This is a genomic window from Flavobacterium sp. J27, assembly GCF_004303025.1.
GTDB lineage: Bacteria > Bacteroidota > Bacteroidia > Flavobacteriales > Flavobacteriaceae > Flavobacterium.
Window position 1 is genome coordinate 25,138 of sequence record NZ_PJQW01000010.1, and the last position, 22,831, is coordinate 47,968.

Here is a 22,831-nt window from a genome sequence, read left to right on the forward strand (position 1 = left end):
TTGTTCAAGATAAGATTGGTAATCCAAGAATTGAGTTGAATAGTATTACAGGATCAAAAAAACATATACTTGTAACCAAGGGAGCATGAAAATAGACAAAAAGTTGCTGCAAAAAAAGTGTTAAAAGCAACATTTGATATGCAATTTAATCATCCAGAAGCCCTACAAAGCTTATGTTTTGGAGAGGAAAAATATATACTAAAATTGAATAAAGGGAAACAGATTTACTTTTCCAAAAGAAAAGAGACATTCCTTCTCAAAAAAATGTCATGTTGAGAAATAAAATAAAATAAATATATGCTATCCAATAATAATAATTTCATTTTTTAACATGCTGCCGATTGATCACGAATTTGTATTGCTCTACATCTTATATGGATTACTTTGTTGCTATATTATTTATAAAATAGTAAGTGAGTCAAAGCGCAATAAATTTCGTTTTATAAGTTACTTAATCATTAGTCTTTCTTTAAACGGATTTCTATTTTATGATGTCGAAAATTTTAAAGGAGGTGGTTCATTAGTTGTACTATTTAGCTCAGGAGTTTTATTGCTATTTACTTTTGTTACATTTGTATTTGATGAATTGGTTATCAATTAAAAAAATAAAGCAACATGAATATCCTCAATAAAACATACTTCTATTTATTTTTGTTTGCTTTTATCATATTATTCTTTTTCTATAGAAAACCAAATGAAACTTTCGATATTAATATACAGGATACTTATTATGTCATTCAAAACTCACATTTTGGAATTTTACTCTTTATCCTTTATGTTGTTTTAGGATTGGCTCATCTTTACCTTTTAAATAATAGGCTTGTAATGAGCCATTGGATTTTAAATTCACACGTAATTATATCAATACTTGGGCTCGTTCTTACTTGCTACATCTTGGGTAAGTTAAACAATCATTCGACTAAAACATTAGAAGAAATTTTAAGATCAATTAAAACCAATAGATATCTAACCTATGCGTTTTTTTTAACAGTAGGAATTACTATCGCCACGCAATTGGTTTTTGGTATATTTTTTCTAATTAAGATTTTTCGAAAGTAAATAAAAACACATCAAACAAAACTAACACAATAATTTAGTATAACATTCAAAAGATTGCTTTTTTTTGTAATCATTTTATTTTTGGTTTTTTATACTAAATTAGAGGACTAAAATGTCTTAGTAAAAATTACAAACCAGATACTTATTTTTAAATAAGCAATTATTTGTAAAATTCAGAGAGTATGTCTTACTTTGTAAAGATACTAATAAGTATGTTTTATGAAGAAAGCAGCCACAACCCGAATGCATATTTTGCAAAAAGCCTTTGAACTTATCTATGAAAAAGGATATCAAACCACTAGTATAGATGATATTCTTGCTACAACAAAAGTAACTAAAGGTGCTTTTTATTACCATTTTAAAAATAAAGAGCAAATGGGTGTGTCTATTATCAATGAATTATTAAAACCAACACTCACCACTAGTTTTATCTCACCTTTGGAGAGTAATGAGAATCCATTGGATATTATTTACAATCTGATGGATCATTTGTTATTAAAAAACGATTTTTTACGTGTTGCCTATGGTTGTCCAGTGGCAAATTTTACTCAAGAAATGACACCATGGAATATAGATTTTAGCCTTGCTTTACAGGAAGTTACCCAACTTTGGATTACAAGTATGACAGATCTTTTAGAAAAAGGTAAAAAAGAAGGTGTCATTAAGGATAGTATTGATGCAAAAGCCCTCACTACTTTTGTGTTATCAGGTTATTGGGGCATACGAAATTTTGGGAAACTAGAAAATTCTAAAGAAGTTTATGTCATTTATTTAGAGGAGCTTAAACGCTATTTTGAGACTTTAAAATGAAAATAATTCAAAAAACATACTAATTAGTATGTTTTTTGAATATATTTGCATCGTAAAACATATACGATGTACCATTCCCTTTTATTTTTCCATTCGATTACCCGTTGGTTGCTTTTAATGGGCTTGATTTATACCATATATACTGCTTACAAAGGCTATACAAAAAAAGCGCATTTTACAAGAATAGATAATGCATTTCGTCATTGGACAGCAACAGTAGCTCATATTCAATTAGTTTTAGGCATTTTACTGTATTTTAAAAGTCCTATAATTTCTTATTTCTGGAAGCATTTTTTGGAAGCAAAAGAACATCTGGATTTATTATTCTTTGGTCTCATTCACATCATTATGATGTTTTTAGCAGTAATTATTATTACTATTGGATCAGCATTAGCCAAAAGAAAAAAGACTGACCAAGATCAGTTTAAAACTATTTTTATTTGGTTTCTAATAGCCTTGCTACTTATTCTTATGGCTATTCCTTGGCCTTTTTCACCTCTTGCAAACAGACCTTATTTTAGATAATATGAAACATTTATTACAAACAAAAGTGGGTAGATTACGCCTAATAGGTTCCTTAGAAGGAATTTCTTTACTTCTGTTATTATTTTGGGCAACCCCAATGAAATATTTTTTTAAAGATGATAGTGTCACAAAAGTATTAGGACCTATTCATGGTGCTTTATTTCTGCTTTTTATTTTCAATACACTAAGTGTAGGTGTGGAACAAAACTGGAAATTTAAAGCAACCACTTGGCGTGTACTTTTGGCTTGTTTAATTCCTTTTGGAACATTTTATATTGATACAAAAATTTTAAGTAAAATAAATTCGAAATCATGAAAACATTCCTTATAATTATGCTTATATTCGTAGTATTATATGGATCATATAAAACATTTCTTTTTTTTACAAGAGAGCCTTACTTAATTTCCAAAATAAAAGAAGGAGCAGTAATTTTAGATGTACGAACTCCATCTGAATTTGAAAAAGATCATCTTGCTGGAGCTATTTCTATTCCGTTAGGCGAATTAAGAACTAGGTATATTGAGTTAGATACATCTGTAACCTATATAACTTGTTGTTCTCACGGATTGCGAAGTGTAAAAGCTGCAAACCTATTGAAAGAGAGAGGTTTTAAAAAAGTGAGTAATGGTGGTGCTTGGGAAGAGTTACAAGAACAAATTGTCAAACTAAATAAATAGAGCAATGATTTTAGTTTTTAAAACCAGTGTTCGTACACTACATGAAATTCAAAAAATTAAACCTTTACTAAATAAGTTATTCTCTTATACCAAATGGAATTTTGATTTGGAAGATTGTGACAATATTTTCCGAATTGATAGTCCACTAGAAATATCAGATGAAGTAATTACAATTTTTAACGAAAACGGACATGAATGTGTGGCGTTAGAAGATTAATAGATTAAAGTCAAATAATAAAATGAATTATTTATAAAGTAGAGAAATAAAGAAAAAAACTTCTTTTTTCTGCTGTATAACTTTTAAATTTTCCCTATATTTGCATGCAATTTAATCTAAATTGCAAGATGAAAGCACACACAACTAAAATCATCGGAGAAGGTCTTACATACGATGATGTTCTACTTATTCCAAACTATTCCCAAGTTCTTCCACGTGAAGTAAGTATTCAAACTAAATTTTCTAAAAACATTACACTAAATGTTCCTATTGTATCAGCAGCGATGGATACAGTTACCGAAAGTGCAATGGCAATTGCTATGGCTCAAGAAGGAGGTATAGGAGTTTTACATAAAAATATGACCATCGAGCAGCAAGCGGCTGAGGTAAGAAAAGTAAAACGTGCCGAATCAGGAATGATTATCGATCCTGTTACGTTGCCTTTAACAGCAACTGTAGGAGATGCAAAAAGAGCCATGAAAGAACATGGTATTGGAGGAATTCCTGTGGTAGACGATACACTAACCTTAAAAGGGATTGTAACCAATAGAGACTTGCGTTTTGAAAAGAAAAATGAAAGACCTATTACAGAAGTTATGACCTCAGAAAACTTAGTAACCGCTCAAGTAGGTACTACGTTGCAACAAGCAGAAGAAATTTTACAAGATCATAAAATTGAAAAACTATTAGTTGTTGCGGAAGGTAATAAATTAGCCGGATTAATTACGTTTAGAGATATTACAAAATTAACACAGAAACCAATTGCAAATAAAGATTCTTTTGGACGCTTGCGTGTAGCAGCTGCTTTAGGAGTAACCGCCGATGCAGTACAAAGGGCAAGCGCTTTGGTTCAGGCTGGAGTTGATGCGGTAATCATAGATACTGCTCACGGACATACCAAAGGTGTAGTTGATGTTTTAAAACAAGTAAAAGCAGCTTTTCCAGAATTGGATGTGGTAGTTGGAAATATTGCCACACCAGAAGCAGCCCAATACTTAGTGGAAAATGGAGCAGATGGTGTTAAAGTAGGTATTGGTCCGGGTTCAATTTGTACGACACGTGTGGTAGCAGGTGTTGGATTTCCCCAATTTTCAGCAGTACTAGAAGTTGCAGCAGCAATCAAAGGCAGTGGCGTTCCAGTTATCGCAGATGGAGGAATTCGCTACACAGGAGATATTCCAAAAGCCATTGCAGCTGGAGCAGATTGTGTTATGTTAGGGTCATTATTAGCGGGTACTAAAGAATCTCCAGGTGAAACTATCATTTTTGAAGGAAGAAAATTCAAATCTTATAGAGGAATGGGTTCCGTTGAAGCGATGCAAGAAGGATCGAAAGACCGTTATTTCCAAGATGTAGAGGATGATGTTAAAAAATTAGTTCCAGAAGGAATTGTGGGTCGTGTGCCTTATAAAGGAGAATTAAATGAAAGCATGCAACAATTTATTGGAGGTTTACGTGCAGGAATGGGCTATTGTGGATCAAAAGATGTGGCTACTTTACAAGAATCAGGACGTTTTGTGAGAATTACAACTAGTGGAATAGGGGAAAGTCATCCGCACAATGTAACCATTACAAAAGAAGCACCAAATTATTCTAGATAGTTAAGTCAAAAGTCAAAAACCTCGAGTCTGTAGTTTGAAAGAATTAGCTTTTGCCTATTTATTATAATTATATTTAAAAACTTCTCGTTTTTCGGGAAGTTTTGTTTTTTTAAACAATGTTATGTCATTTTTAGCTTTATATTTGAAGGTTGTATTAATTGAATGTATTTTTGAAATCATATAGAAAAAAGGCTATGATTTTAATTACTTTACGAACTATAATTTATGGAAAAAGAAGCTAAAATTTTTCATCAAAATAAACTCAAAAGTTTTTTTTTATTTATCATTAGTCTGCTCTTTGTTTGCGGTGGTATTTTTATTACAAAAGAAAAAACATGGTTGGGATGGAGTATCATCCTGTTTTTTGGGTTAAGTCTTATTGTATCTATAATACAATTTTTTCCTAATGCCACTTACCTTAAATTGGACGATGAAGGTTTCGAAGTAAAAACTCTTTTTCGATCCAGTTTTACCAAATGGTCTGAGGTTACTAATTTTAGAAGAGGAAATATAAATGGCAATAAGATGATTTTTTTTGATTTTACAGAAGAGCATACCAAATGGAAAAATGAAAAAAAAATGGCTAAATTATTATCGGGTATGGAAGGTGCTATTCAATCAACTTACACTATTTCAACAGAAGATTTACTGCATTTGATGATGGATTATAAAATGAAAAGTTTATCCAAAAACAGCTAAACGATAACTATTCTATAAAATGGACTTAACGAGACATTGTGAATTATGTGATCATCAAAAAATTGACTTAATTCAAGGAACTACTTGTGGTTTAACAGATAAAAAACCTTCCTTTAATACAACCTGTATTAAGATTGAACTTCATGAAAAATTTGAAACTAAACTGAAAGATAGTAATGTAAAATATCAAAAACTGATAGGTGAAAAGCCAATAACTTACCTTTATTTTGTTGTTTTTTTGTTCATTGGTTTAAGTGTCATTTTAGGTGGCTTCTTGTTAGGAAAATATGCTTTAGATAAAGGAGTAATTTCTACAACTCCAATTATTATTATGTCGGTAGGTTTGTTGCCATTAGGATTAGCTTTTGGTGCATTAAACAATCATAGAAATGAGCTTAAGATAGTTGAGAATAGAAAAAGAAAGATAGACGAAGTATTACACTTATATCGAATAGAATACAGTATAGGTATTCAGTTTGGTAAAAAATATCATGGTGTACAAGAAGTTTATACCGATTTAAAATTAAAAGGAGTACGTTAAAATTTTGTTTATCCTATAATGGAACTATAATTTTGTCGTCTTTTTTAAAATAATTAAAAATAAAAAAACAAATGGCTCGATTCCAAGAAAACGATTTGCCTAAATCGAAACTTAATGCAAGTACATTAAGTAAAGCACTTCAAATTTTTAACTATGCAACCCACCACAAATGGAAGTTTTATCTCGGTTTGCTTTTCTTATTGCTAACAGGAGGAACGGCTTTGGCTTTTCCAAAGTTATTAGGAATGTTAGTGGATTGTGTGAACAATAAGGATTTAGTACAAGCTCGAAATATCGCTTTAGGATTGATGGTCATTTTGTTGTTACAATCTTTCTTTTCCTTTTTTAGATTGTCTTTATTTATCAATTTTACAGAAAATACGTTAGCGAATATTCGTTTGGCTTTATACAGTAATTTAATCAAGTTACCGATGCATTTTTTCTCTCAAAAACGGGTGGGAGAATTAAACAGTCGCATCAGTTCTGATATTACGCAAATTCAAGATACTTTAACCACAACTATTGCCGAATTTTTAAGACAATTTATATTAATTATTGGAGGCATTATTTTCTTAGCAACCATCAGTTTAAAATTAACTTTATTAATGCTTTGCATTGTTCCAGTAGTGGCAGTTGCAGCCGTTATTTTTGGACGATTCATTCGAAAATTTTCTAAAAGTGTACAAGATCAAGTAGCGGAAAGTCAGGTTATAGTTGAAGAAACCATGCAAGGGATTTCGAATGTGAAAGCTTTTGCTAACGAATGGTACGAAATTGCTCGTTACAAAGGAAAAATTCAGGAGGTGGTGAAACTGGCAATTAAAGGAGGAATTTACCGTGGTTATTTTGCTTCTTTTATTATTTTCTGCTTATTTGGAGCTATAGTAGCAGTAGTTTGGTATGGAGTTACATTATGTATCAATGGTGATATTGATGGAGTAGGAGAATTAATTTCTTTTGTATTATATTCTACGTTTATTGGTGCTTCTTTTGGAGGTATAGCCGAATTATACGCTCAAATTCAAAAAGCGGTAGGTGCAACAGAGCGTGTTTTTGAATTGTTAGATGAAGTTCCTGAAAAAATTAATGCTACTCAAAGTGTATCCTCAGAAAAAATAAAAGGAAATGTAAGTTTTACTAATGTTGGTTTTTTCTATCCATCAAGACCTGAAATTCAAGTTTTAAAAGACGTAACTTTTACGGCAACTTATGGTCAGAAAATAGCTATTGTAGGCCCTAGTGGTGCCGGAAAATCTACTATTTCTTCACTGTTGCTTCGCTTTTATGATATAAATAGTGGCTCTATTTTAATTGATGATAAAAATATTTATGACTATGATTTAGAGGATCTTAGAGGGAATATGAGTATTGTACCTCAAGATGTTATTCTTTTTGGAGGTAGTATTCGCGAAAATATTGCGTATGGTAAACCCAATGCTACTGATGAAGAAATTATATTGGCAGCGAAACAAGCGAATGCTTTTGATTTTGTAAACGGTTTCCCTGAAAAGTTTGATACACTTGTAGGAGAAAGAGGAATCAAACTTTCAGGTGGACAAAGACAACGTATTGCTATTGCTAGAGCGTTATTGAAAAATCCAAGTATTTTAATTTTAGACGAAGCCACATCTTCATTAGACAGTGAAAGTGAAAAATTAGTACAGGATGCTTTAGAAAACTTAATGAAAGGAAGAACTAGTATTATTATTGCCCACCGCTTGTCTACTATAAGAAGTGCCGATGCTATTCTAGTCTTAAATGAAGGTAAGATTGTTGAAAACGGGACACATAAAGAATTACTAGAAATAGAAAATGGAATTTATAAAAACTTAAGTACGTTACAATTTAGTGAATATTAAATTGTAGAAAAGACAGTTTTAACTATTTGTAAACCTAACTCATTTGAAAATGAGTTAGGTTTTATTTATAGAATGGTATTGTTCTTTTAATAGATTTCGTATAGTTATTAAGAAAAAAAGAATTTAATTTTCTTTTTATCACCTACAACCCAAACAATATCATTTTTGCTTAAAATTAAGTTAGATTCTGGGTTAAGAATACGCCTTCCATTGTGTTCAATTCCTACGACTAATCCTTGCGTTATTTCTCTGATTTTCGATTCTTTAATTGTTTTTCCAATAAAAGATTGTTCTATTAATTCAAATTGTTGTAATGCAATTTCAGATTCGTCTGTTTTTTCATTTTCTAGCTTATGTGCTTCTAAATAGTCTGAAAATTGTTTTACTTGAAGATCAGTTCCAATGATACTAATTTCATCATTTGGATATAATTTTTCATCTTTTGTAGGAATATAAATGTGTAAACCACCTCTTTTAATAAAAGCGATATTAACACCAATGTTTTCTCTAATTTTAATCTCTTCTAATGTTTTTCCTGCTAAATCAGATTCTGCATTAATCGTAAAGTTAGCCATATGACCATCCCAAGGCGATAAATTATTTCGGTTTATTTTCTGAGTTGTATTTTCCCTTTCATTTAAATTGGTTATAAAACGATTTTCAATTTTATGATATAAGGTGTTAATTTTTTTTGGAAACAACATCATAAATGCTATTGATATAACAAATGCTAGTAAAGCTACTCCAGGAGAAAAGAAATTGTTTAACATCATTCCAATAAACAGTAAAGCAATACAAATTCTTAAAAGTACCAATACAATGACAGGACCGTAATATTTTTTGTTTTTTAATAACTCTTGTGTTTCATTTCTTGCGACTCTTTTTAATGATAAAGCCCATAAAAATGGAGCTAAAACTAGAAACGTAATCAATGCAGCGATACTATTGCCATAAATGAAATCTTGTAGAAGAGGTAATAAGAAATTTTTAGAGAGTAAGATTATCGCAAAAATAATTATTGAAAATAAAGCTACTTGTAAAACATAAGCTTTAATAACAATTTGCCAAGTGCTCACCGTTTTTATAGCTTGTGAATTAGCACTGTAAATTTCTATTTTCTTAATCCATTTTTTGGGCAATTTCTTTTCAATAAAATCTGCTGTAGGTGTTGCAAATTTTATCATAAATGGCGTTGTAAATGCTGTAACAGCAGAAACAGCCACAACTATAGGATATAAAAAATCACTAGTTACTTTTAAGGATGCCCCTAATGTGGCAATAATAAATGAGAATTCACCTATTTGTGAAAGACTCATTCCTGTTTGGATAGATTGTTTTAACGATTGGCCAGAAAGTAGAGTACCAATAGTCGAACTTATCGATTGTCCAAAAATAGTTACTATGGTTAATACCATTACTGGAACCGCATAAATAACTAAGGTTTCCGGATTGATTAGCATACCTACCGATACAAAAAAGATAGCACCGAATAGATCTTTTACAGGCTTTACTAGGTGCTCAATGTGTTCTGCTTCATTGGTTTCTGCAATTATTGATCCCATAATAAAAGCACCTAGAGCTGGTGAAAAACCTACTTCTGCCGCAAAAATGACCATTACTAAACATAATGCTAACGAAATGATAAGTAACATTTCGTCGGTAAGTAGTTTTTTTAATTTTTTTAATAAAGTAGGTATAAAAAAGATACCTGAAATAAACCAAATGGATAAGAAAAAGAATAATTTTAATAATGATTTAAAAAGTTCACTACCTGAAAATTGTTGGCTCACAGCTATCGTTGATAATAAGACCATCATTAAAATAGCGACGATATCTTGTACAATTAAAGCACCAATAACATTGCTCACAAACTTTTTTGATTTGACACCTAATTCATCAAACGCTTTTAAGATTATCGTTGTTGATGAAATAGAAAGAATAACCCCTAGAAAAATACAATTCATGTTTTCCCAACCCATTAATTTTCCCACATAATAGCCTAAAACAAGCATAGTTATAATTTGAAATAAAGCAGTTATAGAAGCTGTTCCACCCACTTTTAGCAGTTTTTTGAAACTGAATTCGAGACCCAAACTAAAAAGTAAGAAAACAACACCAATTTCTGCCCAAACTTCTATACTATGAATACCTTGAACAGTTGGGAAAAAATTAAAATTTGGACTAGCTAGAAAACCTGCTACTAAATATCCTAATACTAGAGGTTGTTTTAATTTTCTAAATACTAATACAGCAATTGCAGCGGTTACTAATATTAATCCTAAATCTTTGATTAATTCGGGTAAATGAATGGTGGTATTAGTAAATAGGGGTAATAACATAAGGTATTGACTTTTTTTAAAAATAAGAAATAACCTAAAAGCCTCCAATGCTTTTAGGAAAAATTAACAGATACTTTTTAAGTTGCATTAGTTTAGAATTAAAGTTGCTCTTCAATACTTTTAGTAACAGCTGCTTGTACCTTTCCAGTATGTAAAGTGGTTTTAGTTTCGATAAGCATAATTTTGCACTCTTCCGTAGCAGAAACTCTATGATTGACTCCTTTTTTTACGACAAATACATCGTCTTTGTGCATGGTAAAACTGGGTTCGTTTTCAATTTCCATGAGTAGGCTACCTTCAATAATGTAAAAGAGTTCGTCTTCGTTTTCATGATTGTGCCAAGGAATATCTTCTCCTTTTATTTTGGCAATTTTCACATATTGATCGTTTACTTCTGCAATAACTTTAGGAGAAAAATAGTGCGTAATGGTTTCAAATGATTTTGTTAAATTTTTCAAGAGTACTAGTTTTATGAGTTGTTTTATTTTGTTTTTGCGTTAGGGATTGAAGTGTAAATCCTTTTTTTAAGTAAACAGTACTTAAAAAAAGATTGTAACAAAAAGCCCGACCCTTGTGGTAACGCCCAATTATTTGAATAAAAATTCTTTGGTAAAAATTTTATTTTCTCTGATGAAAGATACTGAAAAGAGATGAAATAACCTTGTTTTAGTTACTCATGGCACATTTTGCAATATTCTCTTTTTATGAGGTTGTTTCTTAAAAGGTTACTGTTGTTTTTTTGCCATTCGCACCATTCATTTTTGTTAAGCCTGTAGACTTTTTTTAATAGGTATTCTAAATCGGCATCAGTTTGTCCGTTATCATCAAATTTTATTGGGTATGTTTGGGCTAGTATTAATGCTTCTTCTTTGCTAAATGAAGGCTTTTTCATCTCGTTTTTTAAGAGAGAAATAGTGGAGTCATAGGAACTCCATTTGTTTAAGAATAACGCTAAGTTTACGCGATCTTTAGGTGTTTGAATACTATTTTTAAAACTGGTATATACTTTTTCAAAATAATAATTGATGCCATTATAATCGTTAATATGATTGCAATAGTACAAAGAAACATAATGATAATTTGCGATTAGATTGCGGTTCGTTTTAAAGAAATTGAATTGACTTTCTAAGGTTTTTGGTTTGGTTACATTAATTAATTTACTAGTTTCAATATCCCAAGAATGTAATAATTGGTCATTGGTAACGCAATATAAGATGAGTAAATTAAACTGAGTATTTTGTGATAATGTATCGTATTGTGTAAACCAATGTTTTAAGAAACGGATGGTGTTGAAATAATCATAATGGTTATTTTGAATGAGAACAGCTGCTGCATTTTGAACTAAACTAGCATTGGTCATTATTTCTTGAAAAATAGGCTCTTCAAAAATAGTGAAGTCATAGTCTAATTTCGCTAATTTTGCTAAAGCTAAATTGGTTTTAGGGTTGTTCTTTTCATAAATTCCGGTACGAAGATTTACCTGATATAGCAATTGTAAATACTCGGGATGATTTGGATTGATGGGCTTAATTTCTCCATAATAATTGGCAACGAGTTTAGATATGCGTTGCTTATTTAAATATTTTTCCCATTTTTCTTTATGTAAATTAATGTATTTACGAATCTCGCTTTTAGGTTGCTGTGCAAGATGAGTTAAGTTTTCCATTTCTAATTGAATGTAACAAGTTTCCCAATTTTCCTCTGCTATAATTTTGTTTGGTTTTATATTGATGCCTAATTTTTCTATACCATACTTTTCAATGGCTTTAGCTCTTTCTTGATATAATGTAATGTTATTTGTTTCGTTTCCTTCAACCGAGCTAAAACTATAAATTTGGGAAGAATGTAGGGTCGTATTTAAAATTTCAAAAGGCATTTCATCAATATCCCCATCTCGTACAATAGCTTCATCAATTGCATCGGCTTCTATAGTTTCTTTAGGAATAGTGTCGTAACTAATTTCAATATCAAAATCTTCTAAAAGCAAACTGTTTTCCTGATAAAACGCACTTCTTGAATTTTCTAATTTTTCAATGATTTCATTTCGTCCAAATGCAAATTGATGCTCGTCTGTTTTAATAATACCTTTATTTGATAAAACGGTATTTTTTGGTATTTCTAATTTTGGTTCAACGGGTAATAAGGATAAAGATCTAGAGGCTACTTTTACAGGAGATACATATTCACACGCACAATTGTTTAAGATAAACACTATGCTTAGAGCCAATTGTTTACCTCTTAAATGTTGTGGTACTTCACCAACTTTAGTAATTAACTTTAATTTATTTTTAGCACTGTTATTTTCTAATAACTCTTTTCTATAAATGGGTTTAGAGAGTGTTCCATCGTAAATCGTGGAAACATCAAACTGGTTCTTTTGTCCACATTGAAACTGTTCTAAATCTATAAAATCGATAGCAATTGCATCACTAGGTTCATCTAAAATAGTTTTAAACTTTTCTAAGTCATAATAATATAATATAACATCATTACCTTCCATTTGCAGTCCATTTCCTAAGTGAATTTTATCATTAAATGTTATTTTTTTACATAAAGGGCTTTTCTCGTCTATTCCAAAAGCATTTTCTGAAAGTTGATTGGGAATAATAACTCCTTTTGTTCCAAAAACATTGGTTGCATACAAGCGTTTTAATTTTTTATCATACGAAAAAGCAAGGTCAGTAAAGTCATAATTATAATTAATGATGTTTTTATAATGTGGAGGAGAATGTTTCCATTGTAAGAATAGTTTTTTGGCTAAAGCTTCTGTTTCTGTTGTGTTGTACTTTTTAGGTTCTACGGTTGTAAACAAGATGTTTTCTCCAAAAGAATGAAATATATTGCCTTTATAAAATAAAATTCTATCTTTTGGAAATTGTTTGATTTTATTATTTTGTTCGTGTGACAGAACCTTTTGATCCAGCATATAAAGACTGTGATCTTTAGCAGCTTTAAACAAAATAACATCTTTTTTTAATTCTGAAAGCTGTAATTGGTTTCTATGTTCATTAATAAGCGCTATTACTTTTTCACTTAGTTTATTGTAGTCGATAGTAAGTTCTTGTGAAGTGGTTTTTAAGGTTACCAATACCAATAGTACAGAGAGAAAATACTTCATAAAAGGTTGGGTTACGTTAATAGCTGGGTTGTTATCAATGTTGTAATTGATAAAGTATAGGTTTAATAAAGGCGATTAAGTTACTTATTTGTTACCAAAAACTGTTGTAGCGTATAAGCGTTTTGCTTTAGTATCAAAGGCAAAAGCTAAACTAGCAAAACCAAAATCTTTACTGGTCATGTTTTGATAATGTGGAGGCGATTCTTCCCATTGTTTATAGATTTTTTGGGCTAAGGTTGCTATTTCTTCCTTAGTATATTCTTTTGGTTCAACGGTTAAATACAACACATTTTCACCATAAGCAAAGAAATCGATGCCACCATGAAATTTAATACGGTTTTTGGGATATTTTTTTTGAGTTGTAGCTTGTTCGTGCGACAATTTTTTAATTTGTAGCATATAATTACTTTGATCTTGAGCAGCTTTTAACAAAACGGGATCTTTTTCTAAAGCGTTTAATTTAAACGTTTTTCTATGTTGGTTGATTAATTGTAAAATTTCAGTTTCTAAGGCCGAATCATCTAAATGGAGTTCTTGTGAAACAACAACCAATGAATTAAAGAAAAACAAAAATAAAAACAAAGTATTTTTCATAAGAAAGTTTTTTTATATGATATCAAATTTCGTGCCAATTGTTAATGACATGTTAATAAAAAAATCCATTCGTTAGGACTAATGGATTTAAATTGCTTTGTATTATTTACTTACGCTTTTGTCTTTCTTTTTAAGATGATAAATATGGATGAAACAGAAAATAATTCCTGATATAATTAAAGGAATAGAATCTAGAAAAAAACCATAGACGACATAAAACACACTAGAAATAGTATGCCAAATTCTAAAATGTGTCATTTCTTTTTTGGTAGCCGCATAAAACCCAGCAATAATAGCAATATAACCTATAATTTCAATTAGTAATTTCATTTTTATTTTGTTTCTTTCAGCTTTTCTAAGGCTCGTTCTTTATAACTTTTTTGGTTTACTTTCTCTTCAATTTTTAATAGTTCTTCTAAAAAATTAGGACTATCATCGATTAAATTTTGTATGACTTCTGTACCAATTTTCCAATAGTTCTCTAATATTGGGAGCTTGTCTATTGCTTTTTGAGTTAAGATGATGTTTTGTTTTCTTTTATCCTTATCGTCCAAATTTGCTGTAACATAACCTGTTTTTTTCATCTTATTAATAATTTTTATAACTGCAGGATGTGAAAATTGTAAGGCATCGGCTATTTCAGTGATGGTCATGGCTTCATTTTGTTGTAATAATCTGAATATTAAATTCCAATTGGGTTCAATATCTAAGTCTTCAGATTTATATAAATCTCTTGTACTATATAATAAAGCATCACTCAATCTTTTAATGCGACTGCTAAGTCCTTCTATTTCTAATACAATTAAATAATCTTTCATTTTTATGTAACTGGTTACGCAAATATATAAAAAATATGTAACTAGTTACATATGTAAGTAAAAAAGAATAAAAAAATCCATTAGTAAATGCTAATGGATTTTTATAATGGAAATTAATTTAGGTTTAGATACCTAAATAATTGCTAGGTGTAATTTGTTTTAGTTCGTTTTTAATGTTATCTGAAACATATAGTGTTTCAATAAAATTATGAATGGCTTCTTTATTAATAACCGAATTGGTACGCGTTAATTCTTTTAAGGCTTCATAAGGGTTTGGGTAAGCTTCTCTTCTTAAAATCGTTTGAATAGCCTCGGCTACAACTGCCCAATTTTTCTCTAAATCTTCTTCAAATTTCGCTTCATTTAATAATAGTTTGTTTAATCCTTTCAAAGTTGCTTCAAAAGCAATTATAGTATGACCAAATGGAACACCTACATTTCTTAAAACCGTACTATCTGTTAAATCGCGTTGTAATCTTGAAATAGGTAATTTGGCAGAAAGATGCTCAAAAATAGCATTAGCAATGCCTAAATTTCCTTCACTGTTTTCAAAATCGATAGGGTTCACTTTATGCGGCATCGCAGAAGAACCAATTTCTCCAGCTTTTATTTTTTGTTTGAAATAATCCATGGAAACGTAAGTCCAAATGTCTCTATCCAAATCAATCAAAATGGTGTTAATGCGTTTTAAAGCATCAAAAAAGGCTGCGAAATGATCGTAATGTTCAATTTGAGTGGTAGGAAAAGAATGGTGTAATCCGAGACTGTTTTCTACAAAATCGGTTCCAAATTGTTTCCAATCGATGGCTGGGTAAGCAATTTTGTGGGCGTTATAATTTCCGGTAGCTCCTCCAAATTTGGCAGCAAAGGGGATATTAAATAGTAAGCGCATTTGCTCTTCCAAACGTTCTACAAAAACTAAAATTTCTTTTCCCAAACGGGTAGGAGAAGCAGGTTGTCCATGAGTTCTGGCTAACATAGGAACATCGGTCCATTCTACACTTAGTTCTTTTAATTTTTGGATGACAGCAATTAATGTTGGTAAATATACATTTTCAAATGCTTCTTTAGTTGATAATGGAATAGCTGTATTGTTAATATCTTGAGAAGTTAATCCAAAATGAATAAACTCTTTATATTGTTCTAATCCTAAAGCATCAAATTTACTTTTAATAAAGTATTCTACTGCTTTAACGTCATGATTGGTTGTTTTTTCTGTTTCTTTTATCCAAAGCGCATCTTCGGTAGAAAAGTTAGTATACATTTCTCTCAAAGGGACGAAAACTTTGGCATCAACACTGGTTAATTGTGGTAAAGGCAGTTCACATAAAGCAATGAAATATTCTACTTCTATAAGAACGCGGTATTTAATAAGTGCTTCTTCCGAAAAATAAGGGGCTAAATTTTGTGTTTTGTTTCTATATCTTCCATCAATTGGAGAAATAGCATTTAGTTCTGATAAATGTGACATGTTGTAGTTGTGTAGTTTTTAACAAAGTGCAAAAATAGTTATAAGTTGTAAGTTATGAGTTATGTGTTTATTATTTTTTATAATTTTTTTCTGAGAGAATCTGAAAGAAATGGCCTTTGTATTAATGAGAAAAAGCGTCATAAAGACGCTTTTTCAATTTTTAGGTTGCTTTTTTCTATACTTTTCCTAAAGTATATAATTGTTCTAAAGTAGGGCTTTCACTACCACCAGCTGGTTCTAGCGTAATTCCAAATGCTTCAGCATCTTCTGCTTTGTCTACTTTAAACAGTTTGGTATTGTTTGCGGTGAAGTTTTCTAATAAACCAATGCTTTGCGGTGTTAAAGGTTCTAATTTTAATCCCCATACTTGGTAAACTTTTCCCTCAGGAGGAGCAGGTAAACCAGAAGCATCTATATAAACTTCTTTTGTTTCTTTGTTATAATAGGCTTTTGCGTAAGCTGTAGGTGCTACAGTCTGACCACCAAGAGCGACCTGAACGTTGTTGTTGTCTCTTACAACAGCTAATACCGTTTCAGCTTCTTGTTTTTCAAATTCTAAATCGACAATCGATTTTTGCATGCTGCTTTTTTCATTTGATAATTTATCAATCGCTGTTTGAGATTCATTTAATTTCATGTATTGTAATCCAAATCCAATAACAAACACAGCGGCAGCAGCCCAACCAATATAACTTGTCCAAGATGATTTTCTATTCATTGTTATTACATCTTTTCTAGCTAAAATACGTTGTCTGATTTTTTCGTAATTAGTAGCTGATAAATGAGGTGCTACACTTTGCGAAAGGTTAATAACAGCATTTTCAATGGCAATAATTTCTTCCTGAACTTCAGGGTGTTCTTTAGCCATATCTATTACATTTTTGTTTTCTTCTTCTGTTAATTTTCCGAAAACAAAGAGTTCTAATGTACCAGATTCTATTAATTCTCTACTATTCATTGATCATTGTTCTTAATTCGTTCATGCAATTTCTATTTTGCGTTTTTACAGTTCCTAAAGGGATTTCTAATTCTTCGGATGCTTCTTGTTGTGTATATCCTTGAAAAAATAATAATTCAATGATTTGAATACACTTTGGTTTTAATTTTTTTATAAACCGACTAATTCCAATAGCATCAATTCTGTTAACAGTTTTCGAATTGTCTTCAAGCATATATACGAAGTTCTCAGCAGATTGGTTTTTTTGACTATTATTATACCCTTTTGAACGTAATTTGTCGATTGTTGTATTTCGAGCAATATTAAGCATCCAAGTATATAGTCTACCTTTAGATTCATTATAAGAGTCGATATTGTTCCAAATTTTTACAAAAACTTCCTGAAGCACATCTTCAGCTTCTTCTCGGTTTTTGATTAAATTATAGATTACTGCATACAAACTCTTTGCGTAATTATCATATAGTAAAGTGAATGACTGATTACTTTTACTAAGTAATTCTTTAACTAATAGTTCTTGTTCCATAAATTTCTAAGTTATCACTAATATAGTAAAAAAATTACAACTTTTTAAAACCAGAGTATTCTTTTTCTCGTAACTGTAGTTATAAAACATTTAAAAAAGTAACAAAATGAAAAAATCAAAACTATTCTTAGGAATTTCTTTATTAGGATTAGCTAGTATTATTTTAATTGCTGCCGATCATATTGATGCACCAGCAGTACAAGGTGGTACAGCAGATATTACTGATTTTTATTCCTTTCAAGGTGCCAATACCAATAATCTGGTTTTTGTGGCTAATGTAAAAGGATTATTGAGCCCTACTGCTAGTGCTTCTGCCTCTTTTGATGAAGGAGTATTAGTTGAATTTAACATTGATAACAATGGAGATAATGTTGAAGATTTAGTAATTCAAGCCATACCTAGAAATGGAAGAATGTATTTCTTTGGACCAGTAGCTCCAGGAACTGCGGGAACATCAAGTACTATTAAAACAAATGCTGCTTTAGGGAATGTAAAAATTACACCATATGGCTCTGATGCAATAACTTCTGTTCAGTCTGGTGTAAACTTATTTGCTGGCTTAAGAGATGATCCTTTCTTTTTTGATTTTGGTCAATATTCTGAAATCATCGCAGGAAATGCCTCTAGCTTTAATAACCCTGGTACAGATACTTTTGCGGGTTCAAATGTAATGTCTATAGTGGTAGAACTACCAAAATCTATGTTAGGAGGTACAGGTACTTTGAATACATGGGTAGAAACAAAAAGAAAATAACAAACTAAATTAAATACACAAATTATGAAATCAATACAATATAAAAAAATACTTACTGCTCTTATTATTGCCTCTTTTTCAATTGCATGTAGTGATGATGATACCATCACATATGAACAACCATTAGATTTTAGTGGAACGTATACACAACAAGATCAAATGGGAAGACCTGCAATTAATACCGTATTTGTTAGCTCTAACAATAAAGATAATTTTAATACAACCACTCCTTCTACTATGAACTCAAATTTTCAAGCTGCTTTTCAATCTAAATTGTTAGCTTTAAATGCTGGGTATACTACAAATTTATTAGGACTAGATGCTGCTGCTTTTACAGGAGTTTTAGCTACCGATGTTTTAAATGTTTCTACCACAGCAACCACTACTTTTTATGATGGTACCAATGTATTAACAGGTAGAGCTTTAGCTGATGACGTTATTGATGTTGAATTGATATTAATTTTTGGTGGACCAAATAATTCGGATAACCCAGGATTAACTTCTGATCATGTTGATGCAAATGACAAAGCATTTTTAACCTCATTTCCTTATTTAGCTTCCCCTTGGTAAGCCAATACTCTTAAAATATTATAGTATAAAGAAAGAGTGTCTCTGATGCTCTTTCTTTATAAATAAACAAATTAAAACCTAACATCATGAAAAATAAAATGCATATAATCTCTTTATTAATAGGGATAGTTTTTATGGTTGGTTGTAATTCAGATAAGCCATTACAAATAACTCATAAAAACGATTTTCAAAAATATTTAAGTACCAAGGAAAATAATAAGCTTAAAAATATTGAGAAAGACATTGATTTCTGGGAAAAGAAATATAACGAAGCACCTAATCAATTTACTTATTTACTAACGCTTTCAGGATTATATTCCCAACGTTTCGAAATAGATGGAGCAATTCAAGATTTATTGCATTCAGAAACACTTCTTTTAGAATGTAATAAACGAGTAAATGGAGAAAAAGCAGGGATACATCGATCCATTGCTAAAAACTATATATCGCAACATCGTTTTAGAGAAGCTTTATCTCATTTGGAAAAAGCGTATAAACTTGGAGAAAATAAAAAGGGAACTCAAAAAATGCTATTTGACGTTTACATGGAACTTGGGAATTATGATTTAGCAGAAGAGAAACTAACAGCAATTAAGGATTTTAAAGATTTTGATTATTTAATAAGACTTGCTAAATGGAATGATCATAAAGGCGATTTGGATACAGCCATTCAAGTAATGGAAAAAGCTATGGTTATGGTTGAAAAAACCAAGAATGAAGACTTAAAATTATGGCTTTATTCTAATATTGCAGATTTTTATGGACATGCAGGAAGAATTCAGGAATCGTATGATTATTATCTTAAAACCTTAGCCATTGATGTCAATAATACCTATGCTTTAAAAGGCATTGCATGGATTAGCTTTTCTTACGAAAGAAACACAGCACAAGCTCTTGAAATTATCAATTATATTGAATCCAAACATCTTGTGCCTGATTTATACCTTCTAAAAGCGGATATATATGATTATAATGGCAATACTAAAGAAAAACAACTGGCATTAAATGATTATTTTGCTGTTTTATCCAAGCATAATTATGGAGATATGTATAATAAATACAATGCATTATTGTATGCCGAAACACCAGGTGAAACAGAAAAAGCATTCGCATTAGCCAATAAAGAGATAATGAATAGACCTACACCAGAATCATATGATTTATTAGCTTGGACTTATTTCAATAATGGCGATTATAAAAGGGCGCATGATATTATAAAGAAACATACTTTAAATAAATCGCATGAACCTTTAATCCTATATCATAACGAACTAATTTTAAAAGCAAATAATGTATTAGACGAAGATAATTCTCATAAAAATGAGTTAGTAGAAAGTATTTATGAATTAGGTCCTAATCTTGAAAAACAAATTAGAAGTATTTAATTTACATCTGATATGGTAAGTATTTAGTAAACATCTTGTATTTTCAAAACAACAAACAAATAAACAATGAACAAGCAATTCTTTATTTATATTCTTTTTTTGGCTTCATTTTCTACTTTTTCTCAAAACTTCAATGGAAAAGTAATTGATGTTTTTGGGAAACCAATACCTGATGTCTATGTGTATACTATTGATACAGATTTACATGCTCATACCAATGAGTTAGGTTGCTTTAATTTATCAAAAATAAGTATAGGACAAACGATAAAATTTACAAAACTAGGTTATAAAACTTTAGAATATAAAATAACTGTTTTAGAGATAGTAGTTACCATCACTTTAGAAGATAATGTTTTTAGCTTGTCGGAAGTGGTTTTAAGCCCTTCTATTAATATTAATTCCACTCTTACTAAAATAGATTTATCCACTAATCCGGTTAATTCCTCTCAAGAAATATTGCGAAAAGTGCCAGGTTTATTTATTGGTCAGCATGCTGGTGGTGGTAAAGCAGAACAGTTATTTTTGAGAGGATATGATGTAGACCACGGAACTGATATAGCTATTACTACCGATGGAATTCCTGTGAATATGCCTTCACATGCTCACGGTCAGGGATATGCCGATTTGCATTTTGTAATTCCTGAAACCATAGATAAAATAGATTTTGGAAAAGGACCTTACACAGCTTCTAAAGGTAATTTTGCAACAGCTGCTTATGTAGATTTTTCTACCAAAGATAGGTTGGAAGAAAGTAAAATTAGTACTGAAATAGGGCAGTTTAACACGATTCGTACCGTTGGTTTATTTGATTTACTGGGCAATCAATCAAAGTCTAATGCTTATATAGCTTCAGAATATATTGTTACAGACGGACCTTTTGAATCACCACAAAATTTTAACCGATTTAATGTATTTGGGAAATATACTTCAGTTTTAGAAAATCAGACCAAAATAAGTTTTGTAGGCTCTTATTTTACTAGTAAATGGGATGCTTCTGGTCAAATTCCAATGCGTTTGGTCGAAAATGGTACGATTTCTCGTTTTGGAGCAGTAGATGATACAGAAGGTGGTTTTACATCACGAACTAATTTAGCTTTGGTTATCGATAAAATGATTGATGAAACGAGTTCTATTAAAACAAACGCTTACTTATCGAAATACGATTTTACTTTGTTTTCAAATTTTACATTCTTTTTAGAAGACCCTGTACATGGAGATCAAATAAAACAAAAAGAAAATAGAACATTGTATGGCTTTAACTCAGAATATAATACCAAAATAGAATTTGAAACTTTTAATTTAAAATGGCAGTCTGGTGTAGGGATAAAAGTAAACGCTATTAAAGATATTGAACTCTCTCACACCTTAAACAGAAATGAAGTGTTACAAGCTATTCAATTAGGAGATATTGATGAATCTAACTTTTTTGGTTATGTAAATACCGATTTCCAATTCGGTAAATTTACTGTAAATCCTGCCATTCGGTTAGCGTATTTTAAATTTAACTATCAAGATAAATTGAACCCAAATTATAAAACACTCGCTAATGATAAGATTAAATTATTGCCTAAACTAAACTTTAGTTATGCTCAAAATGAAAAAATTAATTACTTTTTGAAAACAGGAATTGGTTTTCACTCTAATGATACCAGAGTTATTTTACAACAAGATAAAGAGATTTTACCCAGTGTTTATGGTATCGATTTAGGAGCTGTTTTAAAGCCTAGTACAACACTTTTAATTAATGGAGCCTTATGGACATTGTATTCAGAACAAGAATTTGTATATGTAGGTGATGCAGGAATTGTAGAACCTTCTGGTAAATCAAAAAGATGGGGAGTTGATTTAGGAATTCGTTATCAATTAAATGATTATGTCTTTTTTGACTTTGATGCGAATTATGCTTTTGCAAGAAGTGTTGATGAGCCACAAGGTAATAATTACATACCTTTGGCTCCAAATTTTACTTCAGTTGGAGGAATAAGTATTCGGAATTATAACCGTTTTTCTGGAGGAATTCAATACCGTTTTTTAGGTAATCGACCAGCTAACGAAGACAATTCAGTAATAGCAGAAGGGTATTTTGTAACTGATGCCAATCTTACTTATCAAGTATCAAAACGTTTTAGTTTAGGAATAATTATCCAAAATTTGTTTGATACAGCATGGAATGAAACTCAGTTTTTAACAGCGTCTCGTTTGCAAAATGAACCACAACCTGTTGAAGAAATTCATTTTACACCTGGAACTCCATTTTTTGCTAAAATAAAAGCAAGCTATAGCTTTTAATTTTTCATCTGGTTTGCTAAATT

21 protein-coding genes and 1 pseudogene are annotated in these 22,831 nt (G+C 30.6%); 13 read left to right on the top strand and 9 right to left on the bottom strand.

Annotated features, from left to right (window positions below; genetic code table 11):
• Positions 1 to 331: 331 nt before the first annotated feature.
• The 10 genes from CX675_RS13865 (at position 332) to CX675_RS13910 (ending at position 7,989) form a co-directional block, all read left to right on the top strand.
• A complete protein-coding gene (locus CX675_RS13865; RefSeq protein ID WP_130735845.1) occupies positions 332 to 601 on the top strand; it encodes a hypothetical protein in 270 nt (89 codons plus the stop codon).
• 677 nt (positions 602 to 1,278) lie between these two features.
• Entirely contained in the window at positions 1,279 to 1,869 is a 591-nt protein-coding gene (locus tag CX675_RS13870; RefSeq protein WP_130735846.1) for a TetR/AcrR family transcriptional regulator, read from the top strand.
• Positions 1,870 to 1,935: 66 nt separating this feature from the next.
• A complete protein-coding gene (locus CX675_RS13875) occupies positions 1,936 to 2,394 on the top strand; it encodes a hypothetical protein (protein ID WP_130735847.1) in 459 nt (152 codons plus the stop codon).
• Between the two features lies 1 nt (position 2,395).
• Positions 2,396 to 2,710: a DUF3817 domain-containing protein gene (locus tag CX675_RS13880; protein WP_130735848.1), complete on the top strand. Its 315-nt coding sequence runs from the start codon at positions 2,396 to 2,398 to the stop codon at positions 2,708 to 2,710.
• Positions 2,707 to 3,072, top strand: coding sequence for a rhodanese-like domain-containing protein (locus tag CX675_RS13885; protein WP_130735849.1), 366 nt, complete (start codon positions 2,707 to 2,709; stop codon positions 3,070 to 3,072). Before CX675_RS13880 ends, CX675_RS13885 begins: the two co-directional genes overlap by 4 nt.
• 4 nt (positions 3,073 to 3,076) lie before the next feature.
• Positions 3,077 to 3,289, top strand: coding sequence for a hypothetical protein (locus CX675_RS13890; RefSeq protein ID WP_130735850.1), 213 nt, complete (start codon positions 3,077 to 3,079; stop codon positions 3,287 to 3,289).
• Positions 3,290 to 3,417: 128 nt separating this feature from the next.
• Positions 3,418 to 4,890 carry an IMP dehydrogenase gene (gene guaB / locus CX675_RS13895; RefSeq protein ID WP_130735851.1) on the top strand — a complete coding sequence of 491 codons (1,473 nt, stop codon included), beginning with the start codon at positions 3,418 to 3,420 and terminating at the stop codon, positions 4,888 to 4,890.
• Between the two features lie 225 nt (positions 4,891 to 5,115).
• Entirely contained in the window at positions 5,116 to 5,589 is a 474-nt protein-coding gene (locus tag CX675_RS13900) for an STM3941 family protein (RefSeq protein ID WP_130735852.1), read from the top strand.
• A 19-nt stretch (positions 5,590 to 5,608) separates the two neighbouring features.
• A complete protein-coding gene (locus CX675_RS13905; protein WP_130735853.1) occupies positions 5,609 to 6,130 on the top strand; it encodes a hypothetical protein in 522 nt (173 codons plus the stop codon).
• 71 nt (positions 6,131 to 6,201) lie between these two features.
• Complete coding sequence (locus CX675_RS13910) at positions 6,202 to 7,989, top strand: ABC transporter ATP-binding protein (protein WP_130735854.1); 1,788 nt, start codon at positions 6,202 to 6,204, stop codon at positions 7,987 to 7,989.
• A 107-nt stretch (positions 7,990 to 8,096) separates the two neighbouring features.
• On the opposite strand, the gene CX675_RS13915 is transcribed toward CX675_RS13910, so the two are convergent.
• From CX675_RS13915 to CX675_RS13955, 9 genes are all read right to left on the bottom strand, one after another.
• Positions 8,097 to 10,328 (bottom strand): cation:proton antiporter, encoded by a 2,232-nt coding sequence (locus tag CX675_RS13915; protein ID WP_130735855.1) that lies wholly within the window; start codon positions 10,326 to 10,328, stop codon positions 8,097 to 8,099.
• Between the two features lie 98 nt (positions 10,329 to 10,426).
• Positions 10,427 to 10,786: a cupin domain-containing protein gene (locus tag CX675_RS13920; protein WP_205728636.1), complete on the bottom strand. Its 360-nt coding sequence runs from the start codon at positions 10,784 to 10,786 to the stop codon at positions 10,427 to 10,429.
• Positions 10,787 to 10,998: 212 nt separating this feature from the next.
• Positions 10,999 to 13,446, bottom strand: a complete 2,448-nt coding sequence (locus tag CX675_RS13925) for a CAP domain-containing protein (RefSeq protein ID WP_130735857.1) — start codon at positions 13,444 to 13,446, stop codon at positions 10,999 to 11,001.
• Between the two features lie 84 nt (positions 13,447 to 13,530).
• The gene (locus tag CX675_RS13930) at positions 13,531 to 14,040 is read right to left on the bottom strand and encodes a CAP domain-containing protein (RefSeq protein ID WP_130735858.1); all 510 of its coding nucleotides are present in this window, start codon (positions 14,038 to 14,040) and stop codon (positions 13,531 to 13,533) included.
• A gap of 102 nt (positions 14,041 to 14,142) precedes the next feature.
• Positions 14,143 to 14,370 carry a YgjV family protein gene (locus CX675_RS13935; RefSeq protein WP_130735859.1) on the bottom strand — a complete coding sequence of 76 codons (228 nt, stop codon included), beginning with the start codon at positions 14,368 to 14,370 and terminating at the stop codon, positions 14,143 to 14,145.
• A gap of 2 nt (positions 14,371 to 14,372) precedes the next feature.
• On the bottom strand, positions 14,373 to 14,858 hold the full coding sequence (locus tag CX675_RS13940) for a MarR family winged helix-turn-helix transcriptional regulator (protein WP_130735860.1): 486 nt from the start codon (positions 14,856 to 14,858) through the stop codon (positions 14,373 to 14,375).
• Positions 14,859 to 14,982: 124 nt separating this feature from the next.
• Positions 14,983 to 16,329 (bottom strand): adenylosuccinate lyase, encoded by a 1,347-nt coding sequence (gene purB, locus CX675_RS13945; protein WP_130735861.1) that lies wholly within the window; start codon positions 16,327 to 16,329, stop codon positions 14,983 to 14,985.
• Positions 16,330 to 16,504: 175 nt separating this feature from the next.
• Positions 16,505 to 17,287: an anti-sigma factor domain-containing protein gene (locus CX675_RS13950; protein ID WP_130735862.1), complete on the bottom strand. Its 783-nt coding sequence runs from the start codon at positions 17,285 to 17,287 to the stop codon at positions 16,505 to 16,507.
• Positions 17,280 to 17,810 (bottom strand): RNA polymerase sigma factor, encoded by a 531-nt coding sequence (locus tag CX675_RS13955; protein ID WP_130735863.1) that lies wholly within the window; start codon positions 17,808 to 17,810, stop codon positions 17,280 to 17,282. The genes CX675_RS13950 and CX675_RS13955 overlap by 8 nt, the downstream gene beginning before the upstream one ends.
• A 106-nt stretch (positions 17,811 to 17,916) precedes the next feature.
• On the opposite strand from CX675_RS13955, the pseudogene CX675_RS20165 reads away from it, so the two are divergent.
• The 3 genes and pseudogenes from CX675_RS20165 (at position 17,917) to CX675_RS13975 (ending at position 22,808) form a co-directional block, all read left to right on the top strand.
• Positions 17,917 to 19,134, top strand: a pseudogene (locus CX675_RS20165) (DUF4331 family protein).
• An 86-nt stretch (positions 19,135 to 19,220) separates the two neighbouring features.
• A complete protein-coding gene (locus tag CX675_RS13970; protein ID WP_130735866.1) occupies positions 19,221 to 20,519 on the top strand; it encodes a CDC27 family protein in 1,299 nt (432 codons plus the stop codon).
• Between the two features lie 66 nt (positions 20,520 to 20,585).
• On the top strand, positions 20,586 to 22,808 hold the full coding sequence (locus tag CX675_RS13975; RefSeq protein ID WP_130735867.1) for a TonB-dependent receptor domain-containing protein: 2,223 nt from the start codon (positions 20,586 to 20,588) through the stop codon (positions 22,806 to 22,808).
• Positions 22,809 to 22,831 lie beyond the last annotated feature (23 nt).

Coding starts and splice junctions, on each gene's coding strand:
- CX675_RS13905 (WP_130735853.1), top strand. CDS start 5,609: ATGGACTTAACGAGACATTGTGAATTATGTGATCATCAAAAAATTGAC.
- CX675_RS13865 (WP_130735845.1), top strand. CDS start 332: ATGCTGCCGATTGATCACGAATTTGTATTGCTCTACATCTTATATGGA.
- CX675_RS13880 (WP_130735848.1), top strand. CDS start 2,396: ATGAAACATTTATTACAAACAAAAGTGGGTAGATTACGCCTAATAGGT.
- CX675_RS13910 (WP_130735854.1), top strand. CDS start 6,202: ATGGCTCGATTCCAAGAAAACGATTTGCCTAAATCGAAACTTAATGCA.
- CX675_RS13930 (WP_130735858.1), bottom strand. CDS start 14,040: ATGAAAAATACTTTGTTTTTATTTTTGTTTTTCTTTAATTCATTGGTT.
- CX675_RS13925 (WP_130735857.1), bottom strand. CDS start 13,446: ATGAAGTATTTTCTCTCTGTACTATTGGTATTGGTAACCTTAAAAACC.
- purB (WP_130735861.1), bottom strand. CDS start 16,329: ATGTCACATTTATCAGAACTAAATGCTATTTCTCCAATTGATGGAAGA.
- CX675_RS13935 (WP_130735859.1), bottom strand. CDS start 14,370: ATGAAATTACTAATTGAAATTATAGGTTATATTGCTATTATTGCTGGG.
- CX675_RS13915 (WP_130735855.1), bottom strand. CDS start 10,328: ATGTTATTACCCCTATTTACTAATACCACCATTCATTTACCCGAATTA.
- CX675_RS13885 (WP_130735849.1), top strand. CDS start 2,707: ATGAAAACATTCCTTATAATTATGCTTATATTCGTAGTATTATATGGA.
- CX675_RS13975 (WP_130735867.1), top strand. CDS start 20,586: ATGAACAAGCAATTCTTTATTTATATTCTTTTTTTGGCTTCATTTTCT.
- guaB (WP_130735851.1), top strand. CDS start 3,418: ATGAAAGCACACACAACTAAAATCATCGGAGAAGGTCTTACATACGAT.
- CX675_RS13955 (WP_130735863.1), bottom strand. CDS start 17,810: ATGGAACAAGAACTATTAGTTAAAGAATTACTTAGTAAAAGTAATCAG.
- CX675_RS13890 (WP_130735850.1), top strand. CDS start 3,077: ATGATTTTAGTTTTTAAAACCAGTGTTCGTACACTACATGAAATTCAA.
- CX675_RS13970 (WP_130735866.1), top strand. CDS start 19,221: ATGAAAAATAAAATGCATATAATCTCTTTATTAATAGGGATAGTTTTT.
- CX675_RS13940 (WP_130735860.1), bottom strand. CDS start 14,858: ATGAAAGATTATTTAATTGTATTAGAAATAGAAGGACTTAGCAGTCGC.
- CX675_RS13900 (WP_130735852.1), top strand. CDS start 5,116: ATGGAAAAAGAAGCTAAAATTTTTCATCAAAATAAACTCAAAAGTTTT.
- CX675_RS13870 (WP_130735846.1), top strand. CDS start 1,279: ATGAAGAAAGCAGCCACAACCCGAATGCATATTTTGCAAAAAGCCTTT.
- CX675_RS13950 (WP_130735862.1), bottom strand. CDS start 17,287: ATGAATAGTAGAGAATTAATAGAATCTGGTACATTAGAACTCTTTGTT.
- CX675_RS13875 (WP_130735847.1), top strand. CDS start 1,936: ATGTACCATTCCCTTTTATTTTTCCATTCGATTACCCGTTGGTTGCTT.